The 14167-nt window shown below is 70.7% G+C and carries 14 protein-coding genes; 11 read left to right on the plus strand and 3 right to left on the minus strand.

Annotated features, from left to right (window positions below):
* The first annotated feature begins 102 nt into the window (after positions 1–102).
* Together ACWIBS_RS12585 and ACWIBS_RS12590 are read left to right on the plus strand one after the other, a co-directional pair.
* Positions 103–1128 (plus strand): PLP-dependent cysteine synthase family protein, encoded by a 1026-nt coding sequence (locus ACWIBS_RS12585; protein ID WP_454137026.1) that lies wholly within the window; start codon positions 103–105, stop codon positions 1126–1128.
* Complete coding sequence (locus ACWIBS_RS12590; RefSeq protein WP_376130808.1) at positions 1125–2285, plus strand: cystathionine gamma-synthase; 1161 nt, start codon at positions 1125–1127, stop codon at positions 2283–2285. Before ACWIBS_RS12585 ends, ACWIBS_RS12590 begins: the two co-directional genes overlap by 4 nt.
* 380 nt (positions 2286–2665) lie before the next feature.
* Here ACWIBS_RS12590 and ACWIBS_RS12595 read toward each other — a convergent pair whose 3' ends face one another.
* On the minus strand, positions 2666–4279 hold the full coding sequence (locus ACWIBS_RS12595; RefSeq protein ID WP_376130811.1) for an L-lactate permease: 1614 nt from the start codon (positions 4277–4279) through the stop codon (positions 2666–2668).
* A 240-nt stretch (positions 4280–4519) separates the two neighbouring features.
* Between ACWIBS_RS12595 and ACWIBS_RS12600 the strand changes: the two genes are divergently transcribed.
* On the plus strand, positions 4520–6088 hold the full coding sequence (locus ACWIBS_RS12600) for an SLC13 family permease (RefSeq protein WP_376130814.1): 1569 nt from the start codon (positions 4520–4522) through the stop codon (positions 6086–6088).
* A gap of 27 nt (positions 6089–6115) precedes the next feature.
* Here the strand turns inward: ACWIBS_RS12600 and ACWIBS_RS12605 are convergent, their stop codons facing one another.
* Complete coding sequence (locus ACWIBS_RS12605; protein WP_376130850.1) at positions 6116–6727, minus strand: MarC family protein; 612 nt, start codon at positions 6725–6727, stop codon at positions 6116–6118.
* Positions 6728–6880: 153 nt separating this feature from the next.
* Between ACWIBS_RS12605 and ACWIBS_RS12610 the strand changes: the two genes are divergently transcribed.
* The 6 genes from ACWIBS_RS12610 (at position 6881) to ACWIBS_RS12635 (ending at position 12134) form a co-directional block, all read left to right on the plus strand.
* Entirely contained in the window at positions 6881–7693 is an 813-nt protein-coding gene (locus tag ACWIBS_RS12610; RefSeq protein ID WP_376130817.1) for a transposase, read from the plus strand.
* Between the two features lie 162 nt (positions 7694–7855).
* Entirely contained in the window at positions 7856–8692 is an 837-nt protein-coding gene (locus ACWIBS_RS12615) for a MarC family protein (RefSeq protein WP_376130820.1), read from the plus strand.
* 1 nt (position 8693) lies between these two features.
* Positions 8694–9563, plus strand: coding sequence for a class II glutamine amidotransferase (locus ACWIBS_RS12620; protein ID WP_376130823.1), 870 nt, complete (start codon positions 8694–8696; stop codon positions 9561–9563).
* 28 nt (positions 9564–9591) lie between these two features.
* Positions 9592–10791: a cation:proton antiporter gene (locus ACWIBS_RS12625; protein WP_376130826.1), complete on the plus strand. Its 1200-nt coding sequence runs from the start codon at positions 9592–9594 to the stop codon at positions 10789–10791.
* Positions 10788–11273 carry a glutaminase gene (locus ACWIBS_RS12630; RefSeq protein WP_376130829.1) on the plus strand — a complete coding sequence of 162 codons (486 nt, stop codon included), beginning with the start codon at positions 10788–10790 and terminating at the stop codon, positions 11271–11273. The genes ACWIBS_RS12625 and ACWIBS_RS12630 overlap by 4 nt, the downstream gene beginning before the upstream one ends.
* Positions 11274–11327: 54 nt before the next feature.
* A complete protein-coding gene (locus ACWIBS_RS12635; protein ID WP_376130832.1) occupies positions 11328–12134 on the plus strand; it encodes a tryptophan-rich sensory protein in 807 nt (268 codons plus the stop codon).
* Between the two features lies 1 nt (position 12135).
* On the opposite strand, the gene ACWIBS_RS12640 is transcribed toward ACWIBS_RS12635, so the two are convergent.
* The gene (locus ACWIBS_RS12640; protein WP_376130835.1) at positions 12136–12876 is read right to left on the minus strand and encodes a glutamine amidotransferase-related protein; all 741 of its coding nucleotides are present in this window, start codon (positions 12874–12876) and stop codon (positions 12136–12138) included.
* A gap of 199 nt (positions 12877–13075) precedes the next feature.
* Here ACWIBS_RS12640 and ACWIBS_RS12645 point away from each other — a divergent pair, with 199 nt between their 5' ends.
* Both ACWIBS_RS12645 and ACWIBS_RS12650 read left to right on the plus strand, forming a co-directional pair.
* A complete protein-coding gene (locus tag ACWIBS_RS12645; RefSeq protein WP_376130838.1) occupies positions 13076–13693 on the plus strand; it encodes an RNA polymerase sigma factor in 618 nt (205 codons plus the stop codon).
* A complete protein-coding gene (locus ACWIBS_RS12650) occupies positions 13683–14153 on the plus strand; it encodes a hypothetical protein (protein WP_376130841.1) in 471 nt (156 codons plus the stop codon). The genes ACWIBS_RS12645 and ACWIBS_RS12650 overlap by 11 nt, the downstream gene beginning before the upstream one ends.
* Positions 14154–14167 lie beyond the last annotated feature (14 nt).

Here is a 14167-nt window from a genome sequence, read left to right on the forward strand (position 1 = left end):
GGATCACGTGCTGACCTGTCGCTGTTGTCGCTGAGCGCTTCGCGCTCGCCTCAGTCGACCCCTTCAGCCCGCGCGACCCGCGCTCAACCGAGGAATCCATCCGTGCGATACGCCCGCAGCGTCGCCGACCTCGTCGGCAACACCCCTCTCGTCCAACTCACCCGCGTCACCGACGGCATCGCGGCCACCGTGCTGGCCAAGGTCGAGTACTTCAACCCCGGCGGCTCGGCGAAGGACCGCATCGCCCGCAACATCATCAATGCGGCGGAACGTGACGGGCAGCTCCGTCCCGGCGGCACGATCGTCGAGCCGACGAGCGGGAACACGGGAGTCGGGCTCGCGCTCATCGCGCTCGAACGCGGCTACCGCATGGTCTTCGTCGTGCCCGACAAGTTCGACGGCGAGAAGGTCGCCGTGCTGCGGGCCTACGGTGCCGAGGTCGTCGTGACCGAGACGAACGTGCCTCCCGAGGACCCCCGCTCGTACTACAGCGTCTCGGACCGGCTCGCGCGTGAGATCCCCGGCGCCTTCAAGCCCAACCAGTTCGCCAACCAGAACGGACCGCGCGGTCACTACGAGACGACGGGCCCGGAGATCTGGCGCGACACCGAGGGTCGCGTGACGCACTTCGTCGCCGGCATCGGAACGGGCGGCACGATCTCGGGCACGGGACGGTACCTGCGCGATGTCTCCGACGACGCCGTGCGCGTCATCGGCGTCGACCCGGCGGGGTCGATCTACTCGGGAGGTCCGCTGCACGGCTACCTCATCGAGGGCGTCGGCGAGGACTTCTGGCCCGAGACGTATGACACGACCGTGGCCCACGAGATCGAGCGCGTCGACGACGCCGAGGCGTTCGCGATGACCCGACGCCTCGTGCGCGAAGAGGGGCTGTTCGTGGGCGGTTCGAGCGGCATGGCGGTCGTCGGGGCGCTGCGCGTCGCGCGCGACCTGCCCGCCGACGCCGTCGTGGTCGTGCTGCTGCCCGATCACGGGCGCGGCTATCTCAGCAAGGTCTTCGACGACGGGTGGATGCGCGAGCGCGGCTTCGACGTCACCGCCTCGACCCCCTCCGAAGCTTCGACCCCCTCCGAAGCGTCGACCCCCTCCGAAGGAGAACCCGCATGACCGACCACACCGACAACACCGGATTCGCCACGCGTGCAGTGCACGCCGGCCAGGCGTTCGACGAGGCCACGGGCGCGGTCATCCCGCCGCTGCACTTCTCGACGACGTACGCCCAGGACGGCATCGGCGGACTGCGCGGCGGCTACGAGTACGGTCGCGCCGCCAACCCGACGCGCACCGCGCTCGAAACCCAGCTGGCAGCCCTCGAGGGCGGCCCGCGCGCCCTGTCGTTCGCGTCGGGCCTCGCCGCCGAAGACGCCCTGCTGCGCGCCATCCTCAAGCCCGGCGACGAGGTGCTCATGGGCAACGACGTCTACGGCGGCACCTACCGCCTGATCGCCCGCATCTTCGGCGCATGGGGCGTCGGCGTGCGCGTCGTCGAGATGAGCGACCTGGCAGCAGTCGAAGCGGCGCTCGTCGAGCGGCCCGCCCGCATCCTGTGGGTGGAGACGCCGAGCAACCCGCTCCTCAAGATCAGCGACGTCGCCGAGCTCGCGCGGCTCGGTCACGCCGCCGGCGCCCTCGTCGTCGTCGACAACACCTTCGCCTCCCCCGCCCTGCAGCAGCCGCTCGCCCTCGGTGCCGACGTCGTCGTGCACTCGACGACGAAGTACATCGGCGGGCACTCCGACGTCGTCGGGGGCGCACTCGTCTTCGCCGACGAGGACCTCGCCGGCGAGGTGCAGTTCGTGCAGTTCGCCGCCGGGGCCGTCTCGGGCCCGATGGATGCCTGGCTCACGACCCGTGGCATCAAGACGCTCGATGTGCGCATGCAGCGGCACAGCCAGAACGCCCAGGCGATTGCGGAGCATCTCGAGGCCCACCCGAAGGTGCAGCGCGTGTACTACCCGGGGCTGACATCGCACCCCGGTCACGAGCTCGCCGCCCGCCAGATGTCGAGCTTCGGGGGCATCGTCTCGCTCTCGCTCGCCGATGCCGCGACGGCCCGTCGTTTCGCCGAGTCGACGAGCCTGTTCACGCTCGCCGAGTCGCTCGGCGGCGTCGAGTCGCTCATGAACTACCCCGACGCGATGACCCACGCGTCGGTGCGCGGCACCGAGCTCGCGGTGCCCGAGGACCTCGTGCGCCTGTCGGTGGGCATCGAGTCGGTCGACGACCTGATCGCCGACCTCGACCGCGCTCTCGCCACCCTCTGACCCTCCGCGCCCCGCCGTCCCCCCCGCCCCCGCCGCCCGTTGACTTGCGCCTTGTGCTGAGATCTTTCGGCGTGTCGGCGACAGAGGCCGCAAGTGGGCGGGTGGGGAACGGGGCGGGCGGATGCTGCTCCAACCACCACCGCCACCACCGCCACCACTTCCCTCCGTCCGTTGACTTGCGCCTTGTGCGGAGATGTTCCGGCGTGTCGGCGACACAAGCCGCAAGTGGACGAGGGGGAATGGGGCGGGCGGATGCTGCTCCACCACCGCCACCACCTCCCTCCGCCCGTTGACTTGCGCCTTGTGCGGAGATCTTTCGGCGTGTCGGTGACAAAGGCCGCAAGTGGACGGGTGGGAACGGGGCGGGCGGATGCTGCCGGTCAGCGCGGCAGCACGAGCGAGAGGGCGAACACCCACACGCAGATGAAGGCGAGCATGCCGAGGCTGTACTTGACGGATGCGCGCAGGATGTCGCCCTCGCGTCCGGTCAGGCCGACAGCACCCGCCGCGATCGCGATCGACTGCGGTGAGACGACCTTCGCGACCGTGCCGCCGGCGGTGTTCGCGGCGACCAGCAGCGTCGAGTCGACGTCGATCCGCTCGGCGGTGATGGTCTGCAGGTGCGCGAACAGGGTGTTGTTGTTGACGACCGAGCCGGTGATGAAGACGCCGAACCACCCGATGATCGGCGCGAAGAGCGGAAACAGCATGCCCACCGCCGCGAGCGCGTTGCCGATCGAGGCCGAACCGCCCGAATAGTTCGCGATGTTCGCGACGATCAGGATGAGCGCGATGAGCACGATCGGCCGCCACAGCTCGCGCACCGTCGCGGCGAACTGCGCGCCGAGCTGAGACGCCGACAGCTGCGGTGTCGTGAAGAAGGTGATGAGCACCGCGATGAGGATCGCCGTGCCCGTCGCATTGATCGGCGTGAGCGCCCAGGTCGTCGTCACCGCAGCCTCGGCGCCTTCGGGACGCACGACGCCCGTGATGCCGGGGATCGGCACGTTCACCACGAGCCAGGACAACGGCCCGTCCGCGGCGAAGAGCGACTTGAACCACGGGATGCTCCACACGAAGATCACCCCCGTGAGGATGTAGAACGGGCTCCAGGCGACGACGACGTCGCCGAACTCGTGCTTCTCGATGGCGGGCGGCTCGCCCCCGTCCTCGCGGTAGATGCGCTTGGGCTGCCACGCGCGGCCGATCGCGAAGATCGCGACCATCCCGAGCAGACCCGGCACGATGTCGGCGAGCTCGGGGCCGAGGAAGATCAGGATGCCGGCCTGCGTGCCGCTGTACACCGCGCTCACTCCGAGCGTCGCCGGCCAGGTTTCACGGATGCCGCGCCACCCGTCGAGGATCATGACGAGGATGAACGGCACGGCGAAGGTCAGCAGTTGCAGCACGACCACCATGTCGAGCGTGAGGTCCATCAGCTCGACCTCGCCGACCTGCGCACCGACGATCACCGGGATGCCGATCGCACCGTACGCACCGGCCGCCACATTCGCGACGAGCGACAGCATCGCCGCCTTGATCGGGCCGAACCCCAGCTGAACCAGCAGCGCCGCGCAGATCGCGATCGGCACGCCGAAGCCCGCCGCACCCTCGAGGAACGCGCCGAAGCAGAAGCTGATCAGCAGCACCTGGATCCGCTGGTCGGGGGAGATGCCCGAGATGCTCGCGCGGATGACCTCGAAGCGACCGCTCGCGACGGCCAGCTTGTAGAGCCACACCGCCATCACGATGATGTACGCGATGGGCCACACGGCCGTGAGGATGCCGAGCAGCCCCGCGCCAGCGATCGAGCCGACCGGCATCCCGAACGGCCACAGGGCGACGAGCACCTGCAGGGCGACGGCGATGAGCCCGGCGGTGATGCCCTTCAGCTTGAACACGACGAGGCACACCAGGAACACGAGGATCGGGGCGACGGCGAGCAGGGCGGACAGCCAGAGCTGTCCGGTCGGGTCGATCGACTGCATCCACATGGGCGGCTCCTGCTCTGGACGGTCAGCGCTGACCGCCACGCTAGCGGCGGCGCCGCCAGCGGGGGGAGACGGGACGAAGTCAGGCGCAAACACGACGTTCCGACGCCGTCCTCCCGTGCCGTGTGCAGGAAGCCCGCTCTCTCTGCCGCTCCGTGCACGGTGTGAGGCGGCTTCCGTCACACCCGGTTCTGCCCGTCGCACACCTGCCGCACCGCGGGCCGCGTGAGTACGCTCGGTCGCGTGGACCCCGTCGTCGCAACGCTCGTCATCCTCGTGCTCGCGGTCATCGGGTTCGTCAGCAACCGGGTTCCCCTCGGCGTCGTGGCGATCGGGGTGTCGCTCGCACTGTTCTTCACGGGCGTCCTCACGCTTCCGCAGGCGCTGGCCGGATTCGGCGACCCGATCGTGCTCTTCATCGCGGCGCTGTTCGTCGTGAGCGAGTCGTTGGATGCGACGGGGGTGACGGCGTGGGCGGGTCAGGTGGTGATGGGCCGGGCGGGCACAGGACGCCGACGGCTTCTGCTCGTCGTCGGTGTGCTCGTCGCCGTGCTCACGGCGTTCATCAGCCTCAACGGGGCCGTCGCCGCCCTGCTGCCGCTCGTGGTGGTCGTCGCCGCGCGTGCCGGCATCCCGACCTCGCAGCTGCTCATGCCGCTCGCTTTCGCGTCGCATGCCGGATCGATGCTGCTCCTGACGGGGACGCCGGTGAACGTCATCGTCTCGTCGATCGCCGCAGACAGCGGAGGACGCCGGTTCGGCTACTTCGAGTTCGCGCTGGTCGGGCTGCCGCTGCTGGCGGGCACCCTCATCATCATCGGATTGTTCGGCTCGCGGCTGCTGCCCTCGCGCAACGGCGCGCTCATGCCGACCGACCTGGCCCGGCATGCGCGGCTGCTGCGCGCGCAGTACGACGTCACCCTGGACACCGGCACGATGCTGGGGCCGGTCAACGGCGTGACCGAGGTCGTCGTGCCGCCGCGCTCTCCGCTCATCGGCGCGCGCCTGTGCACCGGCATGGCGACCCCGAGCGGCGACCTCGTGCTGCTCGCGGCGCGGCGGGGCACGGAGCATCTGACCGGACAGGACATCGTCGTGCAAGCCGGGGACGCCCTCTTGCTGCAGGGCACGTGGGACGACCTCGCGCGCCACACCGAGTCGCCGGCGGCATCCATCATCCCCGTCGACGCGCCCGCCCGGCTGCGACGCTCGGTGCCGCTGGGCAGACGCGCCCCGGTGGCCCTCGCCGTGCTCGCGGCGATGGTCGTCGCCCTGGCGACGGGACTCGTGCCGCCCGCCGCCGTCGCCCTGATCGCGGCCTGCGTCCTGGTGGTCACGCGCACGGTTCCGGTCGCGCAGGCCTATCAGGCGATCCCCTGGACGACGATCGTGCTCATCGCCGGCATGATCCCGCTCGCGACGGCGTTCATCCAGACCGGCGCCGCGGACCTGATCGCGGGCGGCCTGCTCGGGGTGATCGGCGACGGCGGCGCGCAGGTGGCGCTGCTCGCCCTGTGCCTGGTGACCGTCGTGCTCGGCCAGCTCATCAGCAACACCGCGACGGTGCTCATCGTCGCGCCCGTCGCCGTATCGATCGCCGCGACGCTCGACGTTTCGGTGCAGCCGTTCATGATGGCGCTCACGGTCGCCGGCGCGGCGGCGTTCCTCACGCCGATCGCGACGCCGGTCAACCTCATGGTGATGGAGCCGGGCGGCTACCGCTTCGGCGACTACTGGAAGCTCGGGCTGCCGCTGGTCGTGCTGTTCCTCGTGGTCGCGGTGCTCTACGTGCCGCTCGTGTGGCCCTTCTGACGCCGGTCGCGCCGCGGCATCCGTCGGTCAGCCGCCCAGCCCCGGCCAGATCTTCGGCATCGCGGTCAGGATCTGCTCGACGCAGATCGCGAGCAGGATGAGGCCGAAGAGCTTCTGGAAGATGTCCATGCCCGCGGGGCCGAGCGCTTTGGCCAGGTAGGGGCCGAAAAAGTAGATGATCGCCGTCGCGACGGCCGACACCAGCACGATGAGCAGCCCCCACAGGTAGTCGAGCAGGGCGGGGTTGTCCTTCGCGAACGCGATGACGAGGGCGATCGCGCCGGGGCCGGCGACGACCGGCATCGCGAGGGGAACGATCGCGGGATCGCCGTCGTTCTGCTTCGGCAGGATCGACCCGCTTCTGGTCATCATCGCCCAGGCGATCGTCGAGACGAAGAGGAATCCCGCGATCTTGAGCGAGGGCACGTTGATGCCGAAGAACTGCAGGATGAGCGAGCCGAGCACGAGCGAGACGGCGAGCACGGAGAACACGCCGACCCCCGTCATCAGCGCGACCCTCCGCTGCTTCGCGACCGTCATGCCCTCGGTGACGCTCAGGAAGACGGGCAGAGTCCCGACCGGATTGCAGATGGTGAACAGCGCAACCCCGGCCGTGATGAGCGCGGTCTCGTCGATGATCCGGTCCTCTCGTCGCCGATCACCCTAGCGAGGCGCTCCGAGTCGCGTCCACGCCTCCAACAGCACGCGGCGCAGGATCCGCTCGAACTCGGCACGGCCCGATCGCGGCGGCACCGTCCTGCAGTCGCACGGTCCAGGACGCAGAATGGGGGTGTGGGAGCCGATGACGTCGACGACATCGCGGCGGAGCTGTACGTCCTGCCGCCGGACGAGTTCACCGCGGCCCGCAACGCACGCGCGACGGGGCCGCACGCGAGGTCGGTGAAGGCGCTGCGCAAGCCCACGGTCGCGGCGTGGGCGGTCAACCTGCTCGTTCACGACGGGCAGCTCGCCGAAGCGGTCGAGCTGTCGGCCGCACTGCGCGACGCGCAGGACGACCTCGACGCGGCGGAGCTCGCGAAGCTCGGCCGCCAGCGCCGCGCGCTCGTCGCCGCCCTCGCGGGAGAGGCCGTGCGCCTCGCCGAACGGGCCGCGACGGCCGTCAGCGCCGCAGCACGCGACGACATCGAGAAGACCATCAATGCCGCGATCATGGATGCTGCCGCAGCTTCGGCCGTTCTGACGGGACGCCTCGTGAAGCCGCTCGAGGCGGGCGCGATCGGCGACCTCGCGGGCGCTGTCGGCGGGTCGCTCGCCGGTGTCCCGCAGCCGGCGCCTCGCGACGACCTCGCCGAGCGCCGTGCCCGCAAGGCGGCGGAGAAAGCCGCGCGCGAGGCCGAGCGGCTCGCGGGCGAGGCGGATCGGGAGCTCCGCCGTGCCGCCGCACAGCGCGAGAAGGCGCAGGAGCGCGTCGATCACCTGTCCGAGCGCATCGAAGACCTGCGGCGTGACCTGCACCGGCTCGAGGCCGACGCCGAAGCCGCCGACGAGCAGCTGCGCCTCCGCGACGCGGAGCACGCCGCCGCGGCCGAGCAGGCCCGCGCGGCCGAGAAGAAGGCGGATGCCGCGCGCGAAGCGCTCACCTGAACCGCCTCAGCGGGCATCGGGTGCCCCGATCCGCGGCACGTCCGGGCGGTGAGGGTGAGACGATCCGTGCCAGATCCGCGTGTCCGCGGCGCCGGTGCCGGGCTGCGCCCCGCCGGGCCGCCATGCTGGTGCTCACGTGCATCGGCACGGGCAGGAGGAACCATGGACTCCCATATCGTCGGCTTCGTCGCGGTCTTCGGTGCGATGTTCGCGATCGCCAATCCCTTCTCCGGCATCCCGTTCTTCCTCGGCTACACCGCGCCGCTCACGACATGGCAGCAGAAGCTGCTGGGCGCCGTGCTGACGGTCGCGACGGTCTGGGTCGGCGGCGTCATCGTGCTGTACGCGGGCAACGCCGTGCTCGGCTTCTTCGGGATCGACATCGCGGGACTGCGGGTCGGCGGCGGTTTCGTCATCCTGCTCTCGGGCATCGCGATGATGAACACGCACGCCGACGACACGAAGAAGGCGGGGCGCAGCCTGTGGCGGGTCGTCCACGACCTCGTCAAGCGCGGACACACGGCCGTGCACGCCGCGGCATCCGTGCACGCATCATCGACGGATGCCGCATCCTCACTCGCGACGAACGCGGTCAAGGGCGGGCCGGACGCCGTTTCGACGGCCGTGACGCAGGCGGTCGCGGGATGGGCGCCGCCGCCGCCCACGAGCGAGGAGTCCGCCGCGGGCCGGCGAGCCGCGTTCCTGACGCTCATGTTCCCGTTCGCGGTGCCGATGATCCTCGGACCCGGCTTCATGTCGACGATCCTGATCGCGACGGCCGACAACCCCTCGCTGACGGTGCTGCTGGCGCTCACGGCGAACGTCGGGATCGCGTTCGTCGTCTTCCTGCTCGCTACTCCGATCCGGGCCGTGCTGGGCACGTTCGGCATGAACATCCTGCTGCGCCTGGTCGGTCTCATCGTCATCGTGCTCGCGTTCGAGATCATGGCCGCGGGCCTCGTGAAGCTGTTGCCGGGTCTGGCCGGGGCGGCGAGCTGACATGTGCCGCTGGTTGGCCTATCTGGGAACGCCCGTCGCCCTCGAAGACGTGCTCGTCAAACCCGACCACTCGCTCATCGACCAGAGCCTGCTCGCGCGCGAGCTGTACCTGCCGGGCGCCGCGATGGCATCGCAGTTCCGCCGCCGGGCGTTTCCGACCAACGGAGACGGGTTCGGTATCGCGTGGTCGGGCCGCGGCGGCGCGCTCGGTCAGTACCGCCAGATCACGCCGGCGTGGGACAGCCGCAACCTCAGGGACCTCGCCGCCCACATCGAGTCGGGATGCTTCCTGGCCCATGTCCGCGCGGCGCCCGGCGGCACCATCTCGGAGCAGAACACGCATCCGTTCGTGCACGACGGGTGGATGTTCCAGCACAACGGCGAGATCAGCGGGTTCGATCAGGTGCGCCGTGAGCTGACGTTCGAGATCGATCCCGGTCTATACCCCCGTCTGCTCGGCACGACCGACAGCGAGGTGTGCTTCTTCCTCGCTCTCACCTACGGCCTCGCCGCCGACCCGGTCGCCGCGCTCACCCGCATGGTCGGTCGCGTCGAGCGGGCGCGGAAAGAGCACGGCATCGCGGAGCCGTTCCACGCCACGATGTGCGCGTCCGACGGTGATCGGCTCGTCGTGCTGCGGTGGACGAGCCCCGACGCGGGGCCGGCTCCCTCGCTCTTCCACAGCGTCGGGCCGGAGACGCTGCACGTGGCCACGGGTGTCGTCGAGCCGCTGCCCGCCGACGCTCAGATCGTCGTCTCCGAACCGCTCGAGCTGCACTGGAGCAGGCGGCACTGGCAGGAGGTGCCCGAGGCGACTGTCGGCGTCTTCACGCGAGGCGCGCCGCCGCGGTTCTCACCGCTCGTCGTCTGAGCGGACACGGCATCGCTAATGTGATGCCGTGGACGATCTCGAGCCGACGCTGCTGGTGATCCCGCTGCTCGCTGTGCTGGCTCCGATCCTCGCCCGAGGGCTGCACCGCTGGGTGCGCATCCCCATCGTCGTGTTCGAGCTCGTGCTCGGCATCGCGGTCGGTCCGAGCCTGCTCGGCTGGGCGCAGCCGTCGGCGTTCGTCGACACCCTCGCGCAGTTCGGCGTCGCGATGCTGTTCTTCGTCGCGGGGACCGAGATCGACGTCGCGTCCTTCCGCGGTCGCGGCGGCCGCACGGCGGGCGTCGGCTGGCTCGTGAGCCTCGCCGCCGGCATCGGCCTCGGCTGGATGATCGCGCCCGGCGAAGCCGCCGTCATCATCGGCGTCGCACTGTGCTCGACCGCGCTCGGCACGATCCTTCCGATCCTGCGCGATGCGCGCGAGCTGCGCACGCCGTTCGGCCGGGCGGTGGGCGCGGTGGGAGCCGTGGGCGAGTTCGGGCCGCTCGTGGCGATCTCGATCTTCCTCGGCGGACGCGACCCGGGGCTGTCGACCGTGGTCCTCGCCCTCTTCGCCGTCGTCGCGGGCGCGGCGATCTGGCTCGCGTTCCGTGTGCCCGTCGGAGCGATGCACCGCGCCGTGAACGCCACCCTGCACACGTCGGGACAGTTCGCGATCCGGTTGGTCTTCCTCGTGCTCGCCGCCCTCGTCGTGTTGAGCATCGTGCTCGACCTCGACATGCTCCTGGGCGCATTCGCCGCGGGCATCGTGTGGCGTCTCATGATGCGCGATGCCGCGCCCGCCGACCGCGAGGCGGTCGAGAGCAAGGTCGAGGGGGTCGCCTTCGGCTTCCTCATCCCGATCTTCTTCATCTACACCGGCATCACGTTCGACCTCGATGCTCTGCTCGCCGAGCCCCTGCTGCTCGCCGCCGTGCCGGTCACCGCTCTCGTGCTCGTCATCGTCCGCGGCATCCCGTCGATGTTCGCGGCGCCGGACGGGTCGTCCCGCCGCGACCGCGTCGCCCTGGGCCTCCTCGGTGCGACGGGACTGCCGATCATCGTCGCCGTGACCGCGATCGGCGTCGCCGAGGGCGTGCTCACGTCGGCCGCGGCATCGGTGCTCGTCGGCGCCGGCATGCTCTCGGTGCTCGTGTTCCCCCTCGTCGCCATGGCGCTGCGTCGCCCGCAGCCCGAAGAGACCGTCGTTCCGTCCGAGGTCGAAGCGTGAGCGTCGCGGCGATCCTCGCCGACGCGCGCCGGCGGCTGGCGGATGCCCCGCGCGAAGGGCTCGGCGAACAGGTCCACCCGCGCCGCATCCTCGGGATCGCTCGGGCGCCGCGGATCGTGCCGCGGGGTTCGGCATGGCGCGTGGGCGTGCTGCTGCTGTCAGAGGACGCGGTGTATGCCGTCGGCGACATCCTGCGGGCGCGCGAAGAGGTGCGCCGCGGATTCACGGCCGAAGCGCAGCGCCGCCGCGCAGCCCTGGCCGCGGCCGCCCGCCGCGGTGGATTCGCCGAGGGCGCGACCGTGCACATCGGCTGGCGGATGCTGGATCCTGTCGCCGTCGATACGGGTGGGGCCTCCGGCCCTCTCGCGATCGTCGATGGCGTGCCGAGCGTGAAGTGGAGCGCCTCCGGCGGCTACACGCCGCTGCAGGGCTACCTCGATGACCGCATCGCGCTGCTGCTCGACCACCCGCTCGATGGGTGACTCGCCACGTGTCAAGCCCCTGACCGCACGCGCGGGATTCCGTACGGTCGCAGGATGGCCGCTTCGTCGAAGGACCTCACCCGCCAGATCGCCGTCATCTCCGCGACCGTGTTCATGGTCATCTCCTCGCTCGCCGGCAGGGGGCTGATCGGCGACACCCCGGTCGAAGACGCGCAGGGCGGCGCGCTCGATTCCGACGCGACGCTGCTCACCCCCGCCTCGACGGCGTTCGCGATCTGGAGCGCCATCTACGTGCTGATGATCGGGTACGCGATCTGGCAGGCGCTGCCGAACCAGCGCACGCGCGAGAGGCAGCGTGCCATCGGTTGGTGGATCGCGCTGTCGGCCGTGCTCAACGGCGTCTGGATTCTGCTCGCCCTGTATACGACGCTGCTCGTGAGCGTCATCGGCATCGTCGCGCTGCTCATCGTGCTGTGCATCGCCTTCCAGCGCACGGTGGCCTATCCCGCCGAAGGCTTCCTCGATTCGTTCCTGACCGACCTGAGCGTGGGGCTGCATCTGGGGTGGGTGTCGCTCGCGACGGTGGCCAACGTGTCGGCCTGGCTCACCGAAGAGGGGCCGGCCGAGTGGGCTGATGCCGGAACGCCCATCGGGGTCGCCGTCGTGATCGTCGTCGGGCTGATCGGGCTCGCCGTCGCGTGGCGGTCGGGTTGGCATGTGTCCCCCGGTCTCGCCCTCGCGTGGGGCCTGGGGTGGGTCGCCTACAACCGACTCGCGCTCGAACCACGCGACACCGCGATCGGTGTGACGGCGATCATCGTCGGCGTCCTCGTGATCCTCGTACCGGTGGTCGCGACGCTCGCCAGCCGCGTCGTCGGCGCCCGCAACGCCGAGGCCTGAATCAGGCCGGCCCGAACCGTTTCGCGAACGCGCGCAAGAGACGCGGGGGCTCGGTGACGGATGCCGCCAGCACGCGCCCCGCGACGACGTCGTAGTCGTCGGTGTCGAAGTAGCCGTCGTCGCGGTACACCGCCATGCGATCCACGAGCGCGCGCGGGGTGAGTTCGGGGTGGAACTGCGTCGCATAGAGGTTGTCGCCGACGCGGTACGCCTGCACGGGGCAGGCCTCGTTCGTCGCGAGCAGGACCGCCCCCGGAGGGGCGACACCGGCGCCCTCCTTGTGCGCCGTGAGCGCCGTGAACCGGTGCGCGAGGCCGCCGAAGAGGGGGTCCGTCGCGCCGTCATCGGTGAGCTCGACGACCGTGGGGCCGGTGTCTTCGGGGTGTGCGCGGCTGACTTCGCCGCCGAGGAGCCGCGTCACGATGCCGATCCCGTAGCACGTGAACAGCGACGCGGTGCGGCCCTCGAGTGTGGCCTGCGCGAGCTCGGCGAGTTCGCGCTCGACGCGCAGCTGCGTGTCGGGCTTCGTCGATTCGGGGTCGGTCACGCTGAACGGACTGCCGCCGACGACGAACCCGCTGTAGCGCTCGAGGGCGTCACCGGGCAGGGGCGCCCCGACGAGGTCGTGCGAGTCGATGCCGTCGACATCGAGCCGTGCCCCGGCCCGGAACGACTCGTACTCGGCCTCGGCGGCCTCGCGCTGCGGCCGCACGCAGACATAGAGCAGAGGGGCGGTCGTCATGGCGCGAGTCTAGGTCGACCCGTGCGGGGTTGCGAGTCGGTCGCTGTGTCGCCGCACGGTGCTGCGGCGCGACCCTGAACAGTCCTGCACGTGAGCGTGCTGCGCATCCCGGTATAGAGAACCCCGTTCCGCGCTGCTCGGACCGATGTATCAGACTCGGGGTTTCGTGCTCTGGATCGGTGTGGACACAATGGGCGTCATGACGCACACCGGCTCCGAGGCATCCGCCCCTTCGACCGAGCCGAGTCGCTGGGAGCGCGCCGCCGACCTCTTCGAGAGGTGGCGGGCGGGCGATCGTCGCGCCATGGACGATCTCGTGCGCCTCATGACACCGGTGCTGTGGCACGTCGTGCGTGCGTACGGCCTCGAACGCACGCTCGCCGAAGACGTCGTGCAGACGGCCTGGCTCACGCTCGTGCGCCGTCACACGACGATCACGCAGCCGCGCGCCGTCGCCGGCTGGCTGACGATGTGCGCGCGCCGCGAAGCATGGCGGGTGAGCAGACTGCACAGACGAGCGGATGCCACCGATGCCGACACCCTCGAACCGCACCTGCCGACGGGGGAATCCGCCGAGCGCACGGCCGTGCGCGACGACGAGACCCGCCGGCTGTGGGCGGGCGTCGGCTCGCTCGATGAGCGATGTCGCCGGCTGCTGCGCGTCGTGGCGTTCGAGGAGCGCCCCGACTACGCGCGCATCGCCGAGGACCTGTCGATGCCGGTCGGATCGATCGGGCCGACCCGACAGCGGTGCCTCGGCAAGCTCCGCAAGAAGCTCGAGGGCGAAGGATGGGGAGAGGGCCGTCATGGCAACTGAGGATCTCGCCGCGGACGCGGCACTGTTCGCACGACTGCGCGGCGTGTGGGAGGCCGTCGATCCCGCACCGGCCGACCTCGTCGACCGCATGGTCGCGGCCGTCGCGGTCGAGGACCTGTCGCACGAGTACGCGCTGCTGACCCTCGTCGAGGCGTCGGAGCCCGCAGCCGTGCGCACCGGGAGCGACGCCTCGACGCTGCAGTTCAGCGACGGCACGACGACCGTGCTGCTGCACGTCACCAAGGCGGCCGGGCAGACCCGCCGCATCGACGGCTGGGTCGACGTTCCCGCACTCGCCGTGCGGTTGGTCCAGGATGGACACGAGGAGACGGCGCAGTCGAGCGAGCACGGACGGTTCGCCTTCGCCGACGTCGCCGCCGGCCTCTGGCGGCTGCGGCTCGCGGTGAAGGATGCCGCGGGCGACATCCGCGACTTCCAGACCCCGCAGTTCGAGGTCTGACCCGACGAAAGGCG

The sequence above is a fragment of the Microbacterium sp. NPDC055442 genome, assembly GCF_053644215.1.